Here is a 22,189-nt window from a genome sequence, read left to right as displayed (position 1 = left end):
GCTGGAACTTTGCGACTCACAGGTCGGCACGGTGGCGCATTGTAACGCAAAATTCCAACGCGGTGCTCGGGCTCCTTATGCGGCAGCGACTTGGACCGGTACGCCATTCAATGCCGCATTGCCCGATAACTCATCCAATTGCCGCTCGTCGGTCAAGTCATTCGCGCTCGCCCCCGGTTGCTCGCTGGCGATGGTCATCTGGACGCCAGGACGGGCGTGGCCCCAACCATGGGGCAGGCTGACCACGCCGGGCATCATGTCCAGGCTGGCGACCACCTCCACCTCGATCATGCCGATACGGGAACTGACGCGCACCCGCTGGCCGTCTGCCAACTGGCGACTGGCCAGGTCGTCGGGATGCATATGCAACTGGTGCCGAGGCTTGCCCTTCACCAGCCGGTGATAATTATGCATCCAGGAATTATTACTGCGCACATGGCGACGGCCGATCAGCAGCAACTCGTCAGCCACAGGCATCGGCTGCGCCGCAAAGCGCGCCAGATCCGCCAGAATCACTGCCGGTGCCGCCTGCACCTTGCCATTCACGGTTTTCAAGCGCGCTGTGAGATTTGGCTTGAGCGGCCCCAGGTCCATGCCATGGGGATGATCCGCCAGCTTCGCCACCGACAACTGATGGCTCGACGCATCACCATAAGCGCCGGCGCGCAGGCCGAAGTCGATCATTTGCGCAGGCGGCATGGTGGGCTTGAGCGCCATACCGGTGTGCGCAGCGAATGCCGTGGCCAGGCCGACGAAGATCTCCCAGTCATGCAACGCCCCCTCAGGCTTGGGCAGGATCGCGCGATTGAAACGGGTGACATTGCGCACGGCGAACATGTTGAACGTGGTGTCGTAGTGGTCGTTTTCCAGCGCCGAAGTGGACGGCAGGATCAGATCGGCATAACGCGTGGTCTCGTTGATATAGAGGTCGATGCTGACCATGAACTCCAAGCCGTCCAGGGCCTGCTCCAACTGGCGGCCATTGGGGGTCGACAGCACCGGGTTGCCCGCCACCGTCACCAGCGCGCGGATCTGTCCTTCGCCGCCGGTGAGCATTTCTTCGGCCAATGCAGACACTGGTAACTCGCCGCCGTACTCCGGGCGCCCGGACACGCGGCTCTGCCAGCGATTGAAATGCCCGCCACCGGTGGACGCGACCAAATCCACCGCCGGACTGGTGCATAACGCGCCGCCCTCGCGGTCGAGGTTGCCCGTGACCAGGTTGATCAACTGCACCAGCCAATGACACAGCGTGCCGAACGCCTGGGTCGACACCCCCATGCGCCCGTAGCACACCGCTTTATCCGCAGCAGCGAAATCCCGTGCCAACTGGCGAATCTGCCCGGCAGGTACGGCACACTGGCGGCTCATGGCTTCGGCGGTAAAGCCGAGGATCGCACGGCGCACATCCTCAAGGCCCTCTACCGGCAAATGACTGTCACGCGTCAGGTTCTCGGTGAACAGTGTGTTGAGTACCCCGAACAGCAACGCCGCATCCCCGCCAGGCCGCACGAACAGATGCTGATCAGCGATCGCCGCTGTCTCACTGCGCCGAGGATCGACCACCACCACCTTGCCGCCCCGGGCCTGGATAGCCTTGAGACGCTTCTCCACATCAGGCACGGTCATGATGCTGCCGTTGGAGGCCAGCGGGTTGCCGCCGAGGATCAGCATGAAGTCGGTGTGGTCGATGTCCGGAATCGGCAGCAACAGGCCATGGCCGTACATGAGGTGGCTGGTGAGGTGATGGGGCAACTGGTCTACGGAGGTGGCAGAAAACCGGTTGCGCGTCTTGAGCTGGCCGAGGAAGTAGTTGCTGTGGGTCATCAGCCCATAGTTGTGCACGCTGGGGTTACCCTGATACACCGCCACTGCATTCTGCCCATGCCGCGCCTGGATGCCCGCCAGCCGCTCGGCGACCAGGGCAAACGCCTCATCCCACGGGATTGGCTGCCATTCGCTGCCCACCCGCAACATGGGCTGGTGCAGGCGGTCAGGATCATTCTGGATGTCCTGCAACGCCACGGCCTTGGGGCAGATATGGCCGCGACTGAAGCTGTCCAGCGTGTCGCCCTTGATCGAGGTGATCGCCAGGCTGCCGTCTTCGGCCTGGGTGGTTTCCAGGGTCAGGCCACAGATGGCTTCACACAGGTGGCAGGCACGGTGGTGGAGAGTCTTGGTCATGGCCAGTCTCTTTATTGGGCTTTGGCCTGACTATGGGCCGTGACCATGACAGGCGCCAGCATCGTTCGTCCTGTGAATCGATAGCCATCAGGCCAGGCCATGCGCAAACATGAGCAAATGTTACAGAACCTGTCATCAACCTCTGAAACCGACGCAGCCTGATCCAGGCCCGCCCCCGCGCATTGCAAAAGGTGATGGCGTCAGTGTACAAATGGCCCGCTGCTGTCAGGAAATCGTCTTCAAAAGCGCTCTCGCGCCCTTCTTGAACACCCCTAAAAACGTAGCCCTATTGGTAAGACGCGACATTTAATGTCAATATCGCGCCTTCCCCTATTTCGTCGCCCCGTGCGGCTTTCGCCGCAGGTCTCGCCCGTTGTCACAATAAACAAGGCTTTGAGTATCTGCGGTCTGTTGCAAAAAGGTAGTTAATGATGAGCGCAAGGCACTTTCTCTCCCTGATGGATTGCACGCCCGAAGAGCTGGTCAGCGTGATCCGTCGAGGCATTGAGCTTAAAGACCTGCGTAACCGCGGCGTACTGTTCGAGCCTTTGAAAAACCGCGTGCTCGGGATGATTTTCGAGAAGTCGTCGACCCGCACTCGCCTGTCGTTCGAAGCCGGCATGATCCAGCTGGGTGGCCAGGCCATCTTCCTGTCGCCGCGTGACACCCAACTGGGCCGTGGCGAGCCGATCAGCGACTGCGCGATCGTCATGTCGCGCATGCTCGATGCGGTGATGATCCGTACCTTTGCCCACAGCACCCTGACCGAATTCGCCGCCAACTCGCGCGTGCCGGTAATCAACGGCCTGTCCGATGACCTGCACCCATGCCAGTTGCTGGCCGACATGCAGACCTTCCTTGAGCACCGTGGCTCGATCCAGGGCAAGACCGTGGCCTGGATCGGTGACGGCAACAACATGTGCAACAGCTATATAGAAGCGGCGATTCAGTTCGACTTCCACCTGCGCATCGCCTGTCCGGAAGGCTTCGAACCGGCCGCCGAGTTCCTGGCCAAGGCCGATGGCCGTGTGCAGATCCTGCGCGATCCAAAGGATGCAGCGATCGGCGCCCACCTGGTCAGCACCGACGTCTGGACCTCCATGGGCCAGGAAGACGAAACCGCCAAGCGCCTGGCCCTGTTCGCGCCCTTCCAGGTGACCCGCGCCCTGCTCGACATGGCCGCGCCGGACGTGCTGTTCATGCACTGCCTGCCCGCCCACCGGGGTGAGGAAATCAGCCTCGACCTGCTCGATGACCCACGCTCCGTGGCCTGGGACCAGGCCGAGAACCGCCTGCACGCGCAAAAAGCCCTGCTCGAATTCCTCGTCGAACCGGCGTACCACCACGCATGAGCCAGCCATTACTGCTGAACTTGCGCAATCTGGCATGCGGTTACCAGGATCAACGGGTGGTGCAGAACCTCAATCTGCACCTCAACGCGGGCGATATCGGTTGCCTGCTGGGTTCTTCGGGCTGTGGCAAAACCACGACCTTGCGCGCGATTGCCGGTTTTGAGCCGGTGCACGAAGGCGAAATCAGCCTCGCGGGCGAAGTGATCTCCAGCGCCGGTTTTACCCTGGCGCCGGAGAAACGTCGCATCGGCATGGTGTTCCAGGACTACGCGCTGTTCCCCCATCTCAGCGTGGCCGACAACATCGCCTTCGGCATTCGCAAACACCCGCAAAAAGACCGTGTGGTCGCCGAACTGCTGGAACTGGTCAACCTCAAGAACCTGGGCAAGCGTTTCCCCCACGAACTGTCGGGCGGCCAGCAACAACGCGTCGCCCTCGCCCGCGCCCTGGCGCCGGAGCCGCAGCTGTTGCTGCTGGACGAACCGTTCTCCAACCTCGACGGCGAACTGCGGCGCAAGCTCAGCCACGAGGTGCGCGACATCCTCAAGGCACGGGGCACCAGTGCGATCCTGGTCACCCATGACCAGGAAGAGGCATTCGCCGTGAGCGATCACGTCGGGGTGTTCAAGGAAGGCCGCCTGGAGCAGTGGGATACCCCCTACAACCTCTATCACGAACCCCTGACGCCTTACGTCGCCAGCTTTATCGGCCAGGGTTATTTCATTCGTGGCCAGTTGAGTTCGCCCGAGTCCGTCCACACCGAACTCGGCGACCTGCGCGGAAACCGCGCCTACACCTGGCCTACGGGGGGGGCGGTGGACGTCTTGCTGCGCCCGGACGACATCGTCTACGCGCCGGACAGCGCCTTGAAAGCGCGGATCGTCGGCAAGACCTTCCTCGGCGCGTCGACCCTGTACCGCCTGCAACTGCCGACCGGTGCGCAGTTGGAGTCGATTTTCCCCAGCCATGCCGACCATCAGGTGGGCGCGCAAGTGGGCATTCGCGTGGCCGCTGAGCATCTGGTGCTGTTCCAGGCCTCAGGCAGCGTCGCGGCGCAGGTTCCTCACGCCGAATCCGGCGTACGACGCTACAGCCCGGCTGGCTGAGTCAATGATCAACGTGTGGGGGGGGGCAAGCCTCCTCCCACATTGGTTATCCAGGATACCGGGATTACGGCCGGCCAATTTCTGCGAATTTGGCCTGGGTATGTTCCGCCAGCACTGCGGCGGACAACTCCACTTCCAGTCCCCTTCTCCCCGCACTCACAAAAATTGTCGCAAACGGCTGCGCCGTTACATCGATAAATGTGCGCAGCCGCTTCTTCTGCCCCAGTGGGCTGATACCTCCCAGCAGGTAACCGGTGGAACGCTGCGCCGCAGCCGGATCAGCCATTTCGACTTTTTTAACCCCCGCCGCATGAGCCAGGGCCTTGAGGTCGAGACTTCCGACGACCGGCACCACAGCCACCAGTAATTCGCCTTTTTCACTGCTGGCCAACAAGGTCTTGAACACCTGCGCCGGGTCGAGGCCCAATTTCTCTGCGGCCTCCAGGCCATAGGAGGCCGCCTTGGGGTCGTGTTCATAACTGTGGATGCGATGTTCGGCGCGAACTTTTTTCAACAAATCCAATGCGGGGGTCATGACCTCTCCGAGCGTGGCAAACTGACGGCCAATTCTAGGCCAAGCCCGCATAAAACGCTCTAGTCCGCCCTCCCCGTCCACAATACTTAACGTGGCGAGCGTGATCATTCATCAAACCAATAGTTGGAAAGTGACCGACAGTTCACTTTCGACCTTTGACAGCCGTCATTCTTGTCTATATTTTTTCGTTTCCGAATACTGTAGGAATACACCTGCAGCGTTCCAGCAGTAAGCCGTGTCTTGGATGGGGATCCTCGTCACGGTGAAAATCGCGCAACCGTCCGTTGAGGCAGTGCGCCAGACAAGAACAACAATCGAGGTTTTCCATGACAACTGCTCTTCAACAGCCTTCACTTTCGAGCCAATGCATGGCCGAGTTCCTGGGGACTGCGCTTCTGATCTTCTTCGGTACAGGCTGCGTTGCTGCGCTCAAGGTCGCGGGTGCCAGCTTCGGGTTGTGGGAAATCAGCATCATCTGGGGGATCGGCGTCAGCATGGCGATCTACCTGAGCGCCGGTATTTCCGGGGCTCACCTCAATCCGGCGGTCAGTATCGCCCTGTGTATTTTTGCCGACTTCGACAAGCGCAAACTGCCGTTCTACATCCTGGCCCAAATCGCCGGAGCCTTCTGCTCGGCGGCGCTGGTGTACACGCTTTATAGCAATCTCTTTTTCGATTACGAACAAACCCACCATCTGGTACGCGGCACCCAGGCCAGCCTGGAATTGGCCTCGGTGTTCTCCACCTACCCCCATGCACTGCTGAGCACGGCGCAGGCCTTCCTGGTGGAAATGGTCATTACCGCGATCCTGATGGGCGTGATCATGGCCCTGACCGATGACAACAACGGCCTGCCGCGCGGTCCGCTGGCACCACTGCTGATTGGCCTGCTGATTGCGGTCATCGGCAGTGCCATGGGCCCGCTGACCGGCTTTGCGATGAACCCGGCGCGGGATTTCGGGCCCAAGCTGATGACCTTTTTCGCTGGCTGGGGTGAAATGGCCTTTACTGGCGGCCGCGATATTCCTTACTTCCTGGTTCCGATTTTCGCGCCGATTGTCGGCGCATGCCTCGGTGCTGCGGCCTATCGCGGGCTGATTGCTCGCCACTTGCCGAGCGCCGCACCTGCTATAGCGGAAACAACTGACACGGCTGTCAACGGCAAGACTCGTATTTCCTGAAAGCGCCAGCCTGGTCCTCTGCCCTTCGCGGCCCCGGCTGATTTCTGACTTCCTTATTTCGTCCAAGGCAATAGACATGACCGATATCGAGAATAAGAACTACATCATTGCCCTTGATCAGGGCACCACCAGTTCCCGGGCAATCATCTTCGATCGCGACGCCAACGTGGTCTGCACCGCCCAACGTGAATTCACCCAGCACTACCCGCAAGCCGGCTGGGTCGAGCATGACCCGATGGAAATCTTCGCCACCCAGAGCGCGGTGATGGTCGAGGCCCTGGCACAAGCCGGCCTGCACCATGACCAGGTCGCCGCCATCGGTATCACCAACCAGCGTGAAACCACCGTGGTATGGGACAAGATCACCGGCCGCCCGATCTACAACGCCATTGTCTGGCAATGCCGCCGCAGCACCGAGATCTGCCAGCAGCTCAAGCGCGACGGCCACGAGCAATACATTAACGACACCACCGGCCTGGTCACCGACCCGTACTTCTCCGGCACCAAGCTCAAGTGGATCCTCGATAACGTCGAAGGCAGCCGCGAGCGTGCGCGCAACGGCGAGCTGCTGTTCGGCACCATCGACAGCTGGCTGATCTGGAAATTTACCGGCGGCAAGACCCACGTCACCGACTACACCAACGCCTCGCGCACCATGCTCTTCAACATCCACACCCTCGAGTGGGATGCGAAGATGCTGGAGATCCTCGACGTTCCGCGGGAAATGCTGCCGGAAGTGAAGTCTTCCTCCGAGATCTACGGCCGCACCAAAAGCGGCATCGCCATCGGCGGTATCGCCGGTGACCAGCAAGCGGCCCTGTTCGGCCAGATGTGCGTGGAGGCCGGCCAGGCCAAGAACACCTACGGCACCGGCTGCTTCCTGCTGATGAATACCGGCGACAAAGCGGTCAAGTCCAAGCACGGCATGCTCACCACCATCGCCTGCGGTCCCCGTGGCGAAGTGGCCTATGCGCTGGAAGGCGCGGTGTTCAACGGTGGCTCCACCGTGCAATGGCTGCGTGACGAGCTGAAAATCATCGCCGATGCCACCGACACCGAATACTTCGCCGGCAAGGTCAAGGACAGCAACGGCGTGTACCTGGTCCCGGCCTTCACCGGCCTGGGTGCCCCCTACTGGGACCCGTATGCCCGTGGCGCACTGTTTGGCCTGACCCGCGGCGTACGCGTGGATCACATTATTCGTGCCGCCCTGGAGTCGATTGCCTACCAGACCCGCGACGTACTCGACGCCATGCAACAGGACTCGGGCGAACGCCTCAAGGCCCTGCGTGTGGACGGCGGTGCGGTGGCCAACAACTTCCTGATGCAATTCCAGGCCGACATCCTCGGCACCCAGGTCGAGCGCCCGCAAATGCGCGAAACCACTGCACTCGGCGCCGCCTACCTGGCAGGCCTGGCCTGCGGCTTCTGGGGCAGCCTGGACGAGCTGCGCGGCAAGGCCGTGATCGAGCGCGAATTCGAACCGCAACTGGAAGAAGCCGCCAAGGAAAAACTCTACGCCGGCTGGCAAAAAGCGGTGAGCCGCACCCGTGACTGGGAGCCCCACGAAGGCGCCGAATAAGCCATGCGCCGGCCCCATATCGGGTTGTAACTGGCAGGGAGCAGATTCCTGCGTCATCATGGGCCACTTTTGTATGGCAGCCCAAAGGACGCCCCATGAATCTGCCTCCCCGCCAGCAGCAAATCCTCGAACTGGTCCGCGAACGCGGCTACGTCAGTATCGAGGAAATGGCGCAGCTATTCGTTGTCACCCCGCAAACCATCCGCCGCGATATCAACCAGCTGGCGGACGCCAATCTGCTGCGCCGCTACCACGGCGGCGCGGCCTATGACTCCAGTGTCGAGAACACCGCGTACGCCATGCGCGCCGACCAGATGCGCGACGAGAAACAGCGCATCGGCGAAGCCATTGCGGCACAAATTCCCGATCACGCCTCGTTGTTCATCAATATCGGTACCACTACCGAGTCCATTGCCCGTGCGCTGCTCAATCACAATCACCTGAAAATCATCACCAATAACCTCAACGTCGCCACCATGCTCAGCGCAAAGGACGACTTCGATGTGTTGCTGACCGGCGGTAATGTGCGCCGTGACGGCGGCGTGGTGGGCCAGGCCAGTGTCGACTTCATCAACCAGTTCAAGGTCGACTTCGCGCTGGTGGGTATCAGCGGCATCGACGAGGACGGCAGCCTGCTGGACTTCGACTACCAGGAAGTCCGGGTTTCCCAGGCGATCATCGCCAATGCACGCCAGGTGATCCTGGCGGCGGACTCCAGCAAATTCGGGCGCAATGCCATGATTCGACTGGGGCCGATCAGCCTGGTGGACTGCCTGGTGACGGATCAGGAGCCGGTGCCGGCCCTGGTGCAGTTGTTGAACCAGCATAAGGTTCGCCTGGAAGTCGTATAGCGTCTGCACTGAAGCCATCGGGGGCAAGCCCCGATGGCGATTTATCCAGCGCCTTTTTCTCGAGCCTGCCCAGGCTTATGTTCACAAATTTTCCTTTTCCCGCCCTTCGATGAGTTTTTTCAATCGAAGTCGACTGGCTGTGCCCACGTTTATCAGCTACCATTTTCGCAAATGAACATTAATGTTCGAATTCCAATACGAAAAAGCTCCCGAGGCCAGTCGATGAACCCTTCTACCTTGCCTGCTCCACCGCTTGCCGAAGTCTATGACGTTGCCGTAATCGGTGGCGGGATCAACGGCGTCGGCATTGCAGCAGACGCAGCCGGTCGCGGTTTGTCGGTATTCCTTTGCGAAAAGGACGACCTGGCCAGCCACACCTCCTCCGCCAGCAGCAAGCTGATCCACGGCGGCCTGCGCTACCTCGAACATTACGAATTCCGCCTGGTACGCGAAGCCCTGGCCGAACGTGAAGTGCTGCTGGCCAAGGCCCCGCACATCGTCAAGCAGATGCGCTTCGTGCTGCCACACCGCCCCCACCTGCGCCCGGCGTGGATGATCCGTGCCGGCCTGTTCCTCTATGACCACCTGGGCAAGCGCGAGAAACTCGCCGGCTCCAAGAGCCTCAAGTTCGGCCCTGACAGCCCGCTGAAAAGCGAAATCACCAAAGGCTTCGAATACTCCGACTGCTGGGTCGACGACGCCCGTCTGGTCGTCCTCAACGCCATGGCCGCCCGTGAAAAAGGTGCGCATATCCATACCCAGACCCGCTGCATCAGTGCCCATCGCAGCAATGGCATGTGGGACATGAACATGGAACGCGCCGATGGCAGCCTGTTCTCGATCCGTGCCCGCGCCCTGGTGAACGCCGCCGGCCCGTGGGTCGCCAAGTTCATCAAGGACGACCTGAAGCTGGACTCGCCCTACGGTATCCGCCTGATCCAGGGCAGCCACCTGATCGTGCCGAAACTGTATGAAGGCGCCCACGCGCACATCCTGCAGAACGAAGACCAGCGCATCGTCTTCACCATTCCGTACCTGAACCACCTGACCATCATCGGCACCACCGACCGCGAATACACCGGCGACCCGGCGAAAGTGGCGATCACCGAAGGTGAAACCGACTACATGCTCAAGGTGGTCAACGCGCACTTCAAGAAACAGCTGAGCCGCGACGACATCGTCCACACCTACTCGGGTGTGCGCCCACTGTGCAACGACGAGTCGGACAACCCGTCGGCCATCACCCGTGACTACACCCTGTCGCTGTCCGGTGGTACGGGCGAGGCACCGATCCTGTCGGTGTTCGGCGGCAAGCTGACCACCTACCGCAAGCTCGCCGAATCGGCGATGGCGCAACTGGCCCCGTACTTCACGCAGATGCGTCCCAGCTGGACCGCCACCGCCAGCCTGCCCGGCGGCGAGGACATGACCACCCCAGAAGCCCTGGCCGAGGCCATTGGCAGCAAGTTCGACTGGTTGCCGAGCGAAATCGCGCGCCGCTGGTCCACCACCTATGGCAGCCGCACCTGGCGCCTGCTCGAAGGCGTGCAGTCGCTGGCTGACCTGGGTGAACATTTGGGCGGCGGCCTCTACACCCGCGAGGTCGACTACCTGTGTGCCGAGGAATGGGTAACCCAGCCCCAGGACGTGCTGTGGCGCCGGACCAAACTCGGCCTGTTCACCACCCCACAGGAACAGGACAACGTGCAGCGCTACCTGTCCAAGGTTGAGCAGACCCGCAGCAAGATCGAAGCGGCCTGACAGGCCCGTCGTACAAAAGCCCCTGCGCCGTAAGGCCCAGGGGCTTTTTTATAGCGCCTGGCATTCGGTTTTCCGAACGCCACAGGCAAGCCTATTCGGTTTACCGGATCAAACGGTTACATATTTGTCGTCATACAAAATTAATCCTCATGTAAATCAACTTGTTAAGCTTTTATTTCCGGTCTGGCACGACTCATGCTCTACACTCCTAGACGATTGCCTGGGACGCTTCAGGAGCCGTCACGGGCATTCGCTGTACAAGAGAGCCGTCTAGCCGGCTTCATAAAAAAAACAAATGTCGAGGAAGTATTGATGCGCATCGTTCCCCATATCCTGGGCGCAGCTATCGCTGCTGCTCTGATCAGCACTCCAGTTTTTGCCGCCGAACTCACCGGCACACTGAAGAAAATCAACGACTCCGGCACCATCACCCTCGGGCACCGCGACAGCTCCATTCCGTTTTCCTACATTGCGGATGGTTCGGGCAAACCTGTGGGCTACTCCCACGACATTCAGCTGGCCATCGTCGAAGCCCTGAAAAAAGACCTGAACAAACCCGATCTGCAGGCCAAGTACAACCTGGTCACCTCGCAGACCCGTATTCCGCTGGTTCAGAACGGCACCGTCGACATCGAGTGCGGTTCCACCACCAACAACGCCGAACGCGCCCAGCAAGTCGCCTTCACCACCAACATCTTCGAAATCGGCACTCGCCTGCTGGTCAAGAAAGACAAGGAAGGCAAGCCTAGCTACGCCGACTTCGCCGACCTGAAGGGCAAGAACGTCGTGACCACCGCCGGCACCACGTCCGAGCGCATCATCAAGGCGATGAACGCTGACAAGCAGATGGGCATGAACGTCATCTCCGCCAAAGACCATGGCGAGTCCTTCCAGATGCTGGAAAGCGGCCGTGCCGTAGCCTTCATGATGGACGACGCCCTGCTGGCCGGTGAAGAAGCCAAGGCCAAGAAGCCGGATGACTGGGTCATCACCGGTACTCCACAGTCCTTCGAAGCCTACGCGTGCATGGTTCGCAAAGAAGACCCTGCCTTCAAGAAAGCGGTGGATGACGCCATCGTTGGCCTGTACAAGTCCGGCGAAATCAACAAGATCTACGCCAAGTGGTTCGAAAGCCCGATCCCACCAAAAAACCTGAACCTGAACTTCCCAATGAGCGACAAGGTTAAGGAACTGATCAAGAACCCGACCGACAAGCCGGCGCCTGAAGTAAAAATCTGATTCCTGACTAACCTTATCGCCTGAGGGAGCCAACCCTCCCTCAGGCGTCTGTTACTACCTGCTGGCTATACTTTGGAACACTCGACCGGGCGGTTTTCGAGCCGATCGCGTGTGCCTGGCGTTCATCGCCAGGCGGGAATGGACTTTCCCCAAGCGGGTGCTTGTACATCGATCGATCTCGAGGGGAGACCCTAATGAATTACAACTGGGACTGGGGCGTGTTCTTCAAGTCTACCGGCGTGGGCAGCGAGACTTATCTCGACTGGTACATCGCCGGCCTGGGCTGGACCATCGCCATCGCTGTCGTGGCATGGATTATCGCCTTGCTGCTGGGCTCCATTCTGGGGGTCATGCGCACTGTGCCAAACCGCCTCGTATCGGGCATCGCGACCTGCTACGTGGAACTGTTTCGTAACGTGCCGCTGCTGGTGCAGCTGTTCATCTGGTACTTCCTGATACCCGACCTGCTGCCGCAGAACCTGCAGGACTGGTACAAGCAGGACCTCAACCCGACCACCTCGGCCTACCTGAGCGTTGTCGTGTGCCTGGGCCTGTTCACCGCTGCCCGTGTGTGCGAGCAAGTGCGTACCGGTATCCAGGCGCTGCCACGTGGCCAAGAGGCCGCTGCACGTGCCATGGGCTTCAAGTTGCCGCAGATCTACTGGAACGTGCTGCTGCCCCAGGCCTACCGGATCATCATTCCGCCGCTTACCTCGGAATTCCTCAACGTCTTCAAGAACTCCTCCGTGGCGTCCTTGATCGGCCTGATGGAACTGCTGGCGCAAACCAAACAGACCGCCGAGTTCTCGGCCAACCTGTTTGAAGCCTTCACCCTGGCCACGCTGATCTACTTCACCCTGAACATGAGCCTGATGCTGCTGATGCGCGTGGTCGAGAAGAAAGTCGCAGTGCCCGGCCTGATCTCCGTGGGGGGTAAATAATGGAACTCGATTTCAGCGGCATCATCCCCGCCATCCCGGGCCTGTGGAACGGCATGGTCATGACCTTGAAGCTGATGGTCATGGGCGTGATCGGCGGTATCGCGCTGGGTACGATCCTGGCACTGATGCGCCTGTCGTCCAGCAAACTGCTGTCCCGGGTGGCCGGCGCCTATGTGAACTACTTCCGCTCGATCCCGCTGCTGCTGGTGATCACCTGGTTCTACCTGGCGGTGCCGTTCGTGTTGCGTTGGATCACCGGCGAAGACACCCCGATCGGCGCGTTCACCTCCTGCGTCGTGGCGTTCATGATGTTCGAGGCCGCGTACTTCTGCGAGATCGTGCGGGCCGGCGTGCAGTCGATCCCCAAGGGCCAGATGGCGGCGGCACAGGCAATGGGCATGACCTATGGCCAGACCATGCGCCTGATCATCCTGCCCCAGGCGTTCCGCAAGATGACCCCGTTGCTGCTGCAACAGTCGATCATCCTGTTCCAGGACACCTCGCTGGTCTACACCGTGGGCCTGGTGGACTTCCTCAACTCCGCCCGTTCCAACGGCGACATCATCGGGCGCTCCAATGAGTTCCTGATCTTCGCCGGTGTCGTCTACTTCATCATCAGCTTTTCCGCCTCGCTGCTGGTCAAGCGTCTGCAAAAAAGGTTTGCCGTATGATCTCGATCAAGAACATCAACAAGTGGTATGGCGACTTCCAGGTGCTGACCGATTGCAGCACCGAGGTTAAAAAAGGCGAAGTGATCGTGGTGTGCGGGCCATCGGGCTCGGGCAAGTCCACCCTGATCAAGTGCGTCAACGCGCTGGAACCGTTCCAGAAAGGCGACATAATCGTCGACGGCACCTCCATCGCCGACCCGAAGACCAACCTGCCGAAACTGCGTTCGCGCGTGGGCATGGTGTTCCAGCACTTCGAGCTGTTCCCGCACCTGACCATCACCGAAAACCTGACCATCGCACAGATCAAGGTGCTCGGCCGCAGCAAGGAAGAAGCCACCAAGAAAGGCCTGCAACTGCTTGAGCGCGTCGGCCTGTCGGCGCACGCCCACAAGCACCCGGGCCAGCTTTCCGGTGGCCAGCAGCAACGTGTGGCGATCGCCCGCGCCCTGGCCATGGACCCGATCGTCATGCTGTTCGACGAACCGACCTCGGCCCTCGACCCGGAAATGGTCAACGAAGTACTGGACGTGATGGTGCAACTGGCCCAGGAAGGCATGACCATGATGTGCGTCACCCACGAAATGGGCTTTGCCCGCAAAGTGGCCGACCGCGTGATCTTCATGGACGCCGGCAAGATCATCGAAGACTGCCCGAAGGAAGAGTTCTTCGGCGACATCAGCGCCCGCTCCGAGCGCGCGCAGCACTTCCTTGAGAAAATCCTGCAGCACTAAGTACCACCCAGTTGTGGTGAAGGGGCCACCCCCTTCGCCACAACTGGTTGACCCAAGGCATCTGTGATGAAATGCGACCCCAACCTCTATCGCGCCGCACCGCCATCACTTGCCGTGAAACCTCGTCTGATTCGCCAACTGTTCCTGCCGCCGTTGATCATCGCCCTGATGATCGGCCTGGGTTATATCGGCTTCTGGATCAGTGAGTACTACGGCATCCGCACCCTCAGCGACAACGGCGAACGCCAGCTGGAGCTGCATGCCCGCACCGTCGAGAGTGAAATCAGCAAATACACCTACCTGCCCAGCCTGCTGGAGCTGGAATCGAGCGTCTCCAAGCTGCTGGCCGAGCCGAACCAGGAAACCCGCAAAACGGTCAACGACTACCTCGAAGGCCTGAACCGACGCAGTCGCAGTCGGGCCATCTACGTGATGGACACCACCGGCCGTGTGCTGGCCACCAGTAACTGGCGCGATGCCGACAGTTACCAGGGTGAAGACCTGTCCTTTCGCGCCTATTTCCAGAATGCCGTGCGCGGCCAGCCCGGGCGTTTCTACGGCATCGGCAGCACCAACGGCGAACCCGGCTACTACCTGGCCCACGGCCTGGAAGAACACGGCAAGATCATCGGCGTGGCGGTGGTCAAAGTGCGCCTCGAAGCCCTGGAAGAGCGCTGGCAACGCGCGCGCCTCGAAGCCTTTGTGAGCGACGAGAACGGCATCATCATTCTCTCCAGCGACCCGGCTCGACGCCTCAAGGCGGTGCGACCGCTGAGCGACGAGACCAAGGATCGCCTGGCCCACAGCCTGCAATATTACTGGGCCACGCTCAACGAACTGGAACCCCTGGCCCGTGAGCGCTTGAATGACCGCAGCGAGAAGCTGACCTTCCCGGCCAACACTGAAGTGGTCAACGACGAGCACGAAGTCAGCTACCTGGCGCAAACCCGCCCACTCAATGACACACCGTGGAATTTCACCCTGCTCACCCCGCTCAACGACCTGCGCCGCGCGGCGATCAACCAGGGCATCCTGGTGGCTGTCGCGTTTGGCCTCGTCGCGTTTTTGCTGATTGCCTGGAACGAGCGGCGCAAAGTCATCGCCACCCGCCTCGCTGCGCGGGAAGCCTTGCAGGAAGCCAACAGCCAGCTGGAACGGCGGATCGCCGAACGCACCGCCGACCTGCGCGCCAGCAACGAGCGGCTCAAGGGCCAGATCCGCGAACGGCGCCAGGCCGAGGAAACCCTGCGCCGCGCCCAGGATGAACTGGTACAGGCCGGCAAGCTGGCGGCCATCGGCCAGATGTCCACCAGCATCGCCCATGAACTGAACCAGCCGTTGGCCGCGCTGCGCACCTTGTCCGGCAACACCGTGCGCTTCCTCGAACGCGGCGCGCTGGACACCGCCAGCGCCAACCTCAAGACCATCAACGAGCTGATCGACCGCATGGGCCGCATCACCGCCAGCCTGCGCTCCTTTGCCCGACGCGGCGATGACCAGGGCGAAGCCAGCCTGGCCAAGGCCGTGGACGCCGCGTTCCAGGTCCTCGGCCCACGCCTGGACAGCCTGCCGCTGAGCCTGCACCGCAACTTTGCCCCGGCCCAATTGCAGATCGACCAGACGCGCCTGGAACAGATCCTGGTCAACCTGATCGGCAACGCCCTCGACGCCATGCAGGCACAACCGGCTCCCGAGTTGTGCCTGGAAGGCAGCATCGCCGACGGCAAATACCGCCTGCTGGTGCGCGACAACGGCCACGGCATCGACGCCGAGGCGCGCAAGCATCTGTTCGAACCCTTCTTTACCACCAAACCCGGCGAGCAAGGCCTGGGCCTGGGCCTGACCCTCTCCGCCAGCCTCGCGGCAGCCACCGGCGGCACCCTCGCCGTGGAGCACCCGGCCGGCGGTGGCACTGCCTTTGTCCTGAGCCTGCCGCTGGTGGGCGCTCAACAAGCTGAGTCGACATGAATATTGATCCTCAAGACCTCACCGTGCTGATCGTCGAAGACGACCCCCATGTGCTGCTCGGCTGCCAACAGGCCCTGGCGCTGGAAGACATCCCCAGCGTGGGCGTGGGCAGTGCCGAAGAAGCGTTGAAACGCATCGGCGAGAACTTCGCCGGCATCGTGATCAGCGACATCCGCCTGCCGGGCATCGACGGCCTGGAACTGCTCACCCGTCTCAAGGCCCTGGATAAAAGCCTGCCGGTGGTGCTGATCACCGGGCATGGCGACATCTCCATGGCGGTCGGCGCCATGCGCAATGGCGCCTACGATTTCATGGAGAAACCCTTCTCCCCCGAGCGCCTGGTCGACGTCGCCCGCCGCGCCCTGGAACAACGCGGGCTGGCGCGGGAAGTCTGGTCGCTGCGCCGCCAGTTGGCTGAGCGGGATTCGCTGGAAGGCCGCATCATCGGTCGCTCGCCGGCCATGCAGAACCTGCGCGAGCTGATCGCCAACGTCGCCGATACCTCGGCCAACGTGCTGATCGAAGGCGAGACCGGCACCGGCAAGGAACTGGTCGCGCGTTGCCTGCATGATTTCAGCCGCAGGCACGCCCACCAGTTCGTCGCCCTCAACTGCGGCGGCCTGCCGGAGAACCTGTTCGAAAGCGAGATTTTCGGCCACGAAGCCAACGCCTTTACCGGCGCAGGCAAGCGCCGTATCGGCAAGATCGAACACGCCCATGAAGGCACGCTGTTCCTCGATGAAGTGGAAAGCATGCCGATCAACCTGCAGATCAAATTGCTGCGGGTGCTGCAGGAGCGCACCCTGGAACGCCTGGGCTCGAACCAGAGCGTGGCCGTGGATTGCCGGGTGATCGCCGCCACCAAGTCCGACCTCGACGAACTGAGCCGCGCCAGCCAGTTCCGCAGCGACCTGTACTACCGCCTCAACGTGGTGACCCTGGAACTGCCGCCCCTGCGCGAACGCCGCGAAGACATCCTGCAGCTGTTCGAACACTTCCTGCAGCAGTCGTCGCTGCGTTTTGACCGCACCGCGCCGGAACTGGACAACCAGACCCTCTCCAGCCTGATGAGCCACGACTGGCCCGGTAACGTACGCGAACTGCGCAACGTCGCCGAACGCTTCGCCCTCGGCCTGCCCGCCTTCAAGAAAAGCGGGGCCAGCAGCGGCAGCCAAGGCCTGGCGTTCACCGAAGCGGTGGAAGCCTTTGAACGCAACCTGCTCAGCGATGCCCTGCAACGCAGCGGCGGCAACCTGACCCAGGCCAGCCAGGAACTGGGCATGGCCAAGACCACCTTGTTCGACAAGGTCAAGAAATACGGGTTGAGCCACTGATGGATGTTTTTTTGAAAGCCGCCCTGGGCGCGGCGGTGGTGCTGATCCTGGCGGCGCTGGCCAAGACCAGGAACTACTACATCGCCGGGCTGGTGCCGCTGTTTCCGACCTTTGCGTTGATCGCCCATTACATCGTCGGCAAGGGCCGCTCGCTGGACGATTTGAAGACCACCATCCTGTTCGGGATGTGGTCGATCATTCCCTACTTTGTGTATTTGGCGACGTTGTATGTGATGGTGGACCGCATGCGGCTGGAGGCCTCTTTAGCCATCGCAGCGGTAGCGTGGCTGATGGCCGCGACGGTGTTGGTGAGCGTGTGGGTACGCGTCCACGCCTGACACCACTCAATCCAAATGTGGGAGGGGGCTTGCCCCCGATAGCGGTGTATCAGTCACCTTATCTTTAACTGACCCACTGCCATCGGGGCAAGCCCCCTCCCACACTTTTAATCGAGGCGTGTCAGCGGACTATTTTGTCGACCTGGATGCCCAGCTTCTTCAACCGATACCAGAAGCTTCTCTCGGAAATTCCTATCTTCGCCGCCGCCGCAGCCTGCACGCCGTTGCTCTCCTGCAAGGCGGCCAGGATGTAGGCTTTCTCCACCTCCGCCAGCGCCGCATCCAGGTCCTGGGGAATCCCCGGCCCTTCGCTGAGGATCGCGGTCACGCCGCCTTCGCTGGGTTTGGAAGCAAACAGATAACCCGGTAAATCAATGTCTTCGATCACAGGCGTGGCGGCCACGATGGTCGCGCGCTCCACACAGTTTTGCAGCTCACGGATATTGCCCGGCCAGTGATACGCGGCCATGGCCTGCAACGCCTCAGGGCTGAAGCCGGTAATCCGCTTGCCGGCAGTGGCGCTGAGGGTCCGGGCAAAGTGGCGGGCCAGGGGCGCGATGTCTTCCACACGCTCACGCAGGGCCGGCAGCGGGATCGGGAACACATTGAGGCGGTAATACAGGTCTTCGCGAAACTCCTTGTTAGCCACCGCCTCCAGCAGGTTCTTGTTGGTGGCCGCGATCACCCGCACATCCACCTTGCGCTCGCGGGGGTCGCCCACCGGCTCGATCACCCGCTCCTGCAAGGCGCGCAGGATCTTGGCCTGCAAGGCCAGGGGCATATCGCCCACTTCATCGAGAAACAGCGTGCCCTTGTCGGCCTGCTGGAAGCGCCCGACCCGGTCAGACACGGCGCCGGTAAACGCGCCCTTGCGATGGCCGAACATTTCGCTTTCCAGCAACCCTTCGGGGATCGCCGCGCAGTTGACCGCCACAAACGGCTTGTCGGCACGGCTGCCGTGCTTGTGGATGGCGCGGGCGACCATTTCCTTGCCGGTGCCGCTTTCGCCGGTCAGCAGGATGGTGGTGCTGCTGTCGCGCACCGAATCCACCGCCTGCAACACTTTGCGAAACGCCGGGCTGTCGCCCACCAGGCTGTCGAACTGCGCCTGCTCATCCAGCTCGGCGCGCAGGCGCGCGTTGTCGCGCATGATGTCGCGAAACTGCAGGGCCTTGGCCACGGTGATGTCCAGCTCGTCGATATCGAACGGTTTGGCAATGTAGTCGTAGGCACCGTTGCGCATCGACTGCACGGCGTTTTTCACCGTGCTGTAGGCGGTCATCACGATCACCGGCACGTGGGGATAACGCACCTTGATCTCGGCCAACAAGGCCGGCCCGTCCATGCCCGGCATGCGCCAGTCACTGATCACCAGGTCGATGTCTTCCTGTTCCAGCACCTTGAGTGCATGCAGGCCGTTGCCCGCAATGAACACCTGCACGCTGTTCTGGCCCAGGGCCGACGCCAGCAGGTCGCAGAGCTTGGGTTCGTCGTCGACTACCAGAATGTTATGCGTCATGACTGTCCTCGTCGTCTTCGCCTGTCGCTGGAATGTACAGGCTGAAGGTGGCGCCGGCATCGTTTTCGCTGGCGCATTCGATGCTGCCGTCGTGACTTTCCATGATCGAATAGACTTTGGCCAGGCCCAGGCCCGTGCCCGAGGCCTTGGTGGTGACGAATGGCGTAAAGATACGCTCGATCATCTCCGGCGCGATGCCCTGGCCGGTGTCGGCGATGGCGATGACGGTGTTGTCGCCCTCGCTGCGGATGCCCAGGGTCAGGCGCCCGCCTTCAGGCATGGCATCGATGGCGTTGAGAATCAGGTTGAGGCAGGCCTGCTTGAGTTGCTTGGCATCGGCGTAGATCGTCGCCCCCGGCGCCTGGTCGTCGATCTGCGCGTCGATGTTATGGCTGGCCAGTTCCGGCGCGCAGAAGCCCAGGATCTCCTCCACCAGCGGACGGGCCGGCTGCAGCACGCGCAACGGTGGGTTGGGTTTGGCAAAGTCGAGGAACTCGGTGATCAAGTCATTGATGCGGCTGACTTCGCTGATCACATATTCCAGGTGGCGCTTGTCGGCGTCCGGCAGGTCAACGCGGCGGTGCAACAACTGGGTGGCCGTCTTGATGATGCCCAACGGGTTACGGATCTCATGGGCCAGGCCCATGGCGACTTCACCCAGGGCATGCAGGCGATCGCGCCGGCGCAGTTGGGCCTCGAGGTGGTGCAGCTCGCCCAGGCGCTCGGTCATATGGTTGAAGGTGCTGCTCAATTGCGCCAGTTCATCGCCGCCACTGACCAGCACGCGGTGCGTGTAGTTGCCTGAGATCACCGCGCCCACGCCTTCGGACAAGTCCCGCAACGGCTTGGTCAGGCGCCGAGACACCAGCACCCCCGCCGCCAGGGACAGCGCCGAGCTGAGCAGGAAAATCAGCACGAACAGATTGCTCTGGTTCACCAGCCCCACCAGGCTGGTATGGCGCAGCAGGCCGCTGAAAATCACGCCTTGGAGGTCACCGGCGTCATTGAAGATCGGCCAGTACAGCCCGCTGTAGCTGTTGGTGAACTGCTCGCTGGGCTGCTTGGTACTGCGCATCGCGGTCTCGACACTTTTCGGAATGCGCGCAGGATGGTCCACGAAGCGCTGGGTCGAAAATATCTCCGAGAACCCCTCGGGGTTGGCCAGGTACAGGCGCAGGTCGAGGGAATGCACATCGGCCACGCTGGTGAGAAAGCTGCTGTCCAGGTAGGTCGCCACCAACAGGCGGTAGTCGACGCCGTCCTGGCTGGTTTCGAAGGTCGAGACCACAATCCCGGTGCTCACCCCTGCCACTTGCACGGTCTGCAGCACCGCGTTGCTGGTCAGGCTGATCTGTTTGACGATGTCATCGGAAGCCGTGCTGAACACCACCTTTTGATCGCTGGTGCGGATCAGCGCCACCACGTCGATGTCAGTGGCATCGGCGATGTCCGCGGTCAGCCGGTCATGCTTGGCCGCCTGCCGGCTCGAGGGCGGGCTGGTGTAGCGCAGGAACAGCTTGGCCATGCGCGCGTTGTCGTGAAGGATGTCGCCGATCTCGTCCTTGACGATCTTGGTTGATTCCTGCAGCCAGATGCGCACGTTGCTGTCGAAAATCTGCGACAGCGTGGTCGCCGCCAGCTCCGCCGCGATCATGGTGGGAATCACGCTGACCAGCCAGAACGCCAGCACCAGCTTGCGCTGGACGCTCCAGCGCGAAATGGCAAAGGGGCGGGCTTTCTGGCGGGTCTTGGTGATCATCAGGTTTCGCTTATCGCAGCAGCCATGGCAGGGTCGGAACGATCCGGTCGAATAAACAGTTTTACAAGCGTGAGCAGGCCGTTGACCAGCCGGTTGCGGTGGCGGAAAAACACACTGTTGCCCTGGAACTCGCAACCCAGGCGCAGCTTACTGGCATACCCGGCCTGGCCGCACTCATACACCGCAATATTGTGTTGAATACAGTAGTCGACGTTGGTCAGCCAGCTGCGGAAGTACAGGTTGTAGTCACGGCTGAACGCAACGTCATGGGCGAAAAACTTGTCCACCAGCCGGTGCTCGTCCAGCAGCAGCAGGTTGAACGCCACCAACTGCTCGTCGACCCAGTAAAGAACACAGACGGCGCGATCGCCAAGGCGTTCCAGCACGCCGGTGAAATAGCCGGCAGGCAGGCGTTCGAACTGCAACTCGGCGCGCGTCAGCGTGGCCTCATACAGGCGCATGACCTCGGGCAGCACGTCGTCGATATTGCCGCGCCACTCCACCCGCGGTCCAGGTGCACGCAGCTTGCGGCGCAAGTCCTTGCGGGTGGATTTGCCCAGCGAGCCGAGGTAGGCGTCCACCGAGCCGTACGGCAGCGGCAACACCCCGGTGGGCAAGCCCGGCATGCTTTGAAAACCCGCCACCCGGCAACTGTCGAGCCAATGGGGGTCCTGGCTGGGTGCATCCTTGACCGCCAGCAGGCCGATACCGAAATCATCGGCATCCTGGCGCGCGGCCTCCAGCAAGTGTTTGAGCAACAACGGGCGACGCGACTCGGGCACGCCACTGGCCACCCCGGCGTCGCAACGCTCGGCCACCGGGGAGCCAATGGCATACAGGCCCAATTGCAAAACACCCGGCCACAGCCGCTCCACACGTTCGGCCAAACGCTTGCCGGCGCCCGACACCGTGGTGTCGAGGCGATAATGGGTGATGAACGCGGCAGCCACGGCCACCAGCGTTCCGTTGTCATAAACCGCCAGGTAGCGCCATTGGAAATCATCGATGGCGGCGTTTTCCACGGCGACGTAATAGTCCCAGTCTTCCAGGGCACCGGGAAAACAGTCGTTCCAGGCGCTACGCTGGAGGGCCCGGATGGTCGGGAAGGCTTGGGTGGTGATCACATCGTTTCCCTTG

General features: G+C 61.5%; 18 protein-coding genes. 13 read left to right on the top strand and 5 right to left on the bottom strand.

The genetic code is table 11. The features are described 5' to 3' along the window. Positions 1 to 75: 75 nt before the first annotated feature. Positions 76 to 2,184: a molybdopterin oxidoreductase family protein gene (locus C8K58_RS16085; RefSeq protein WP_108573926.1), complete on the bottom strand. Its 2,109-nt coding sequence runs from the start codon at positions 2,182 to 2,184 to the stop codon at positions 76 to 78. A 431-nt stretch (positions 2,185 to 2,615) separates the two neighbouring features. Between C8K58_RS16085 and argF the strand changes: the two genes are divergently transcribed. Continuing rightward, positions 2,616 to 3,536 carry an ornithine carbamoyltransferase gene (argF, locus tag C8K58_RS16075; RefSeq protein WP_027604593.1) on the top strand — a complete coding sequence of 307 codons (921 nt, stop codon included), beginning with the start codon at positions 2,616 to 2,618 and terminating at the stop codon, positions 3,534 to 3,536. Beyond that, on the top strand, positions 3,533 to 4,642 hold the full coding sequence (locus tag C8K58_RS16070) for an ABC transporter ATP-binding protein (protein WP_065926527.1): 1,110 nt from the start codon (positions 3,533 to 3,535) through the stop codon (positions 4,640 to 4,642). The genes argF and C8K58_RS16070 overlap by 4 nt, the downstream gene beginning before the upstream one ends. Before the next feature lie 64 nt (positions 4,643 to 4,706). On the opposite strand, the gene ybaK is transcribed toward C8K58_RS16070, so the two are convergent. Next, on the bottom strand, positions 4,707 to 5,177 hold the full coding sequence (gene ybaK / locus C8K58_RS16065; protein ID WP_092356341.1) for a Cys-tRNA(Pro) deacylase: 471 nt from the start codon (positions 5,175 to 5,177) through the stop codon (positions 4,707 to 4,709). Positions 5,178 to 5,503: 326 nt separating this feature from the next. Between ybaK and C8K58_RS16060 the strand changes: the two genes are divergently transcribed. The 11 genes from C8K58_RS16060 (at position 5,504) to C8K58_RS16010 (ending at position 17,774) form a co-directional block, all read left to right on the top strand. Then, a complete protein-coding gene (locus C8K58_RS16060) occupies positions 5,504 to 6,358 on the top strand; it encodes an MIP/aquaporin family protein (RefSeq protein ID WP_027604596.1) in 855 nt (284 codons plus the stop codon). Between the two features lie 76 nt (positions 6,359 to 6,434). Then, positions 6,435 to 7,940, top strand: a complete 1,506-nt coding sequence (gene glpK / locus C8K58_RS16055; protein ID WP_027604597.1) for a glycerol kinase GlpK — start codon at positions 6,435 to 6,437, stop codon at positions 7,938 to 7,940. A 95-nt stretch (positions 7,941 to 8,035) separates the two neighbouring features. Then, positions 8,036 to 8,791: a DeoR/GlpR family transcriptional regulator gene (locus C8K58_RS16050; protein ID WP_027604598.1), complete on the top strand. Its 756-nt coding sequence runs from the start codon at positions 8,036 to 8,038 to the stop codon at positions 8,789 to 8,791. A gap of 222 nt (positions 8,792 to 9,013) precedes the next feature. Continuing rightward, on the top strand, positions 9,014 to 10,552 hold the full coding sequence (gene glpD, locus C8K58_RS16045; RefSeq protein WP_027604599.1) for a glycerol-3-phosphate dehydrogenase: 1,539 nt from the start codon (positions 9,014 to 9,016) through the stop codon (positions 10,550 to 10,552). Between the two features lie 312 nt (positions 10,553 to 10,864). After that, entirely contained in the window at positions 10,865 to 11,791 is a 927-nt protein-coding gene (locus tag C8K58_RS16040) for a glutamate/aspartate ABC transporter substrate-binding protein (RefSeq protein WP_027604600.1), read from the top strand. A gap of 194 nt (positions 11,792 to 11,985) precedes the next feature. Further along, positions 11,986 to 12,732 (top strand): amino acid ABC transporter permease, encoded by a 747-nt coding sequence (locus tag C8K58_RS16035; protein ID WP_024073702.1) that lies wholly within the window; start codon positions 11,986 to 11,988, stop codon positions 12,730 to 12,732. Beyond that, positions 12,732 to 13,403, top strand: coding sequence for an amino acid ABC transporter permease (locus C8K58_RS16030; protein ID WP_027604601.1), 672 nt, complete (start codon positions 12,732 to 12,734; stop codon positions 13,401 to 13,403). Before C8K58_RS16035 ends, C8K58_RS16030 begins: the two co-directional genes overlap by 1 nt. Next, positions 13,400 to 14,134 (top strand): amino acid ABC transporter ATP-binding protein, encoded by a 735-nt coding sequence (locus tag C8K58_RS16025; protein ID WP_027604602.1) that lies wholly within the window; start codon positions 13,400 to 13,402, stop codon positions 14,132 to 14,134. Before C8K58_RS16030 ends, C8K58_RS16025 begins: the two co-directional genes overlap by 4 nt. 66 nt (positions 14,135 to 14,200) lie before the next feature. Continuing rightward, the gene (locus C8K58_RS16020) at positions 14,201 to 16,102 is read left to right on the top strand and encodes an ATP-binding protein (protein WP_027604603.1); all 1,902 of its coding nucleotides are present in this window, start codon (positions 14,201 to 14,203) and stop codon (positions 16,100 to 16,102) included. Next, complete coding sequence (locus C8K58_RS16015) at positions 16,099 to 17,436, top strand: sigma-54 dependent transcriptional regulator (RefSeq protein WP_065926532.1); 1,338 nt, start codon at positions 16,099 to 16,101, stop codon at positions 17,434 to 17,436. Before C8K58_RS16020 ends, C8K58_RS16015 begins: the two co-directional genes overlap by 4 nt. Further along, positions 17,436 to 17,774: a GlpM family protein gene (locus C8K58_RS16010; RefSeq protein WP_108573925.1), complete on the top strand. Its 339-nt coding sequence runs from the start codon at positions 17,436 to 17,438 to the stop codon at positions 17,772 to 17,774. Before C8K58_RS16015 ends, C8K58_RS16010 begins: the two co-directional genes overlap by 1 nt. A gap of 121 nt (positions 17,775 to 17,895) precedes the next feature. On the opposite strand, the gene C8K58_RS16005 is transcribed toward C8K58_RS16010, so the two are convergent. Genes C8K58_RS16005 through C8K58_RS15995 form a run of 3 tightly spaced genes read right to left on the bottom strand, consistent with a single transcriptional unit; the run spans position 17,896 to position 22,176 of the window. Next, the gene (locus tag C8K58_RS16005; protein WP_027604606.1) at positions 17,896 to 19,293 is read right to left on the bottom strand and encodes a sigma-54 dependent transcriptional regulator; all 1,398 of its coding nucleotides are present in this window, start codon (positions 19,291 to 19,293) and stop codon (positions 17,896 to 17,898) included. Then, positions 19,283 to 21,052, bottom strand: a complete 1,770-nt coding sequence (locus C8K58_RS16000) for a HAMP domain-containing sensor histidine kinase (RefSeq protein WP_092356323.1) — start codon at positions 21,050 to 21,052, stop codon at positions 19,283 to 19,285. Before C8K58_RS16000 ends, C8K58_RS16005 begins: the two co-directional genes overlap by 11 nt. Continuing rightward, positions 21,052 to 22,176: a GNAT family N-acetyltransferase gene (locus C8K58_RS15995; protein WP_098480931.1), complete on the bottom strand. Its 1,125-nt coding sequence runs from the start codon at positions 22,174 to 22,176 to the stop codon at positions 21,052 to 21,054. The genes C8K58_RS16000 and C8K58_RS15995 overlap by 1 nt, the downstream gene beginning before the upstream one ends. Positions 22,177 to 22,189 lie beyond the last annotated feature (13 nt).

Source organism: Pseudomonas sp. GV047 (assembly GCF_003058245.1).
Lineage (GTDB): Bacteria > Pseudomonadota > Gammaproteobacteria > Pseudomonadales > Pseudomonadaceae > Aquipseudomonas > Aquipseudomonas marginalis.
Note: the sequence above shows the minus strand (reverse complement) of the source record. Positions and strands in the feature narration are given on the sequence as shown.

Coding starts and splice junctions, on each gene's coding strand:
- C8K58_RS16085 (WP_108573926.1), bottom strand. CDS start 2,184: ATGACCAAGACTCTCCACCACCGTGCCTGCCACCTGTGTGAAGCCATC.
- argF (WP_027604593.1), top strand. CDS start 2,616: ATGAGCGCAAGGCACTTTCTCTCCCTGATGGATTGCACGCCCGAAGAG.
- C8K58_RS16070 (WP_065926527.1), top strand. CDS start 3,533: ATGAGCCAGCCATTACTGCTGAACTTGCGCAATCTGGCATGCGGTTAC.
- ybaK (WP_092356341.1), bottom strand. CDS start 5,177: ATGACCCCCGCATTGGATTTGTTGAAAAAAGTTCGCGCCGAACATCGC.
- C8K58_RS16060 (WP_027604596.1), top strand. CDS start 5,504: ATGACAACTGCTCTTCAACAGCCTTCACTTTCGAGCCAATGCATGGCC.
- glpK (WP_027604597.1), top strand. CDS start 6,435: ATGACCGATATCGAGAATAAGAACTACATCATTGCCCTTGATCAGGGC.
- C8K58_RS16050 (WP_027604598.1), top strand. CDS start 8,036: ATGAATCTGCCTCCCCGCCAGCAGCAAATCCTCGAACTGGTCCGCGAA.
- glpD (WP_027604599.1), top strand. CDS start 9,014: ATGAACCCTTCTACCTTGCCTGCTCCACCGCTTGCCGAAGTCTATGAC.
- C8K58_RS16040 (WP_027604600.1), top strand. CDS start 10,865: ATGCGCATCGTTCCCCATATCCTGGGCGCAGCTATCGCTGCTGCTCTG.
- C8K58_RS16035 (WP_024073702.1), top strand. CDS start 11,986: ATGAATTACAACTGGGACTGGGGCGTGTTCTTCAAGTCTACCGGCGTG.
- C8K58_RS16030 (WP_027604601.1), top strand. CDS start 12,732: ATGGAACTCGATTTCAGCGGCATCATCCCCGCCATCCCGGGCCTGTGG.
- C8K58_RS16025 (WP_027604602.1), top strand. CDS start 13,400: ATGATCTCGATCAAGAACATCAACAAGTGGTATGGCGACTTCCAGGTG.
- C8K58_RS16020 (WP_027604603.1), top strand. CDS start 14,201: ATGAAATGCGACCCCAACCTCTATCGCGCCGCACCGCCATCACTTGCC.
- C8K58_RS16015 (WP_065926532.1), top strand. CDS start 16,099: ATGAATATTGATCCTCAAGACCTCACCGTGCTGATCGTCGAAGACGAC.
- C8K58_RS16010 (WP_108573925.1), top strand. CDS start 17,436: ATGGATGTTTTTTTGAAAGCCGCCCTGGGCGCGGCGGTGGTGCTGATC.
- C8K58_RS16005 (WP_027604606.1), bottom strand. CDS start 19,293: ATGACGCATAACATTCTGGTAGTCGACGACGAACCCAAGCTCTGCGAC.
- C8K58_RS16000 (WP_092356323.1), bottom strand. CDS start 21,052: ATGATCACCAAGACCCGCCAGAAAGCCCGCCCCTTTGCCATTTCGCGC.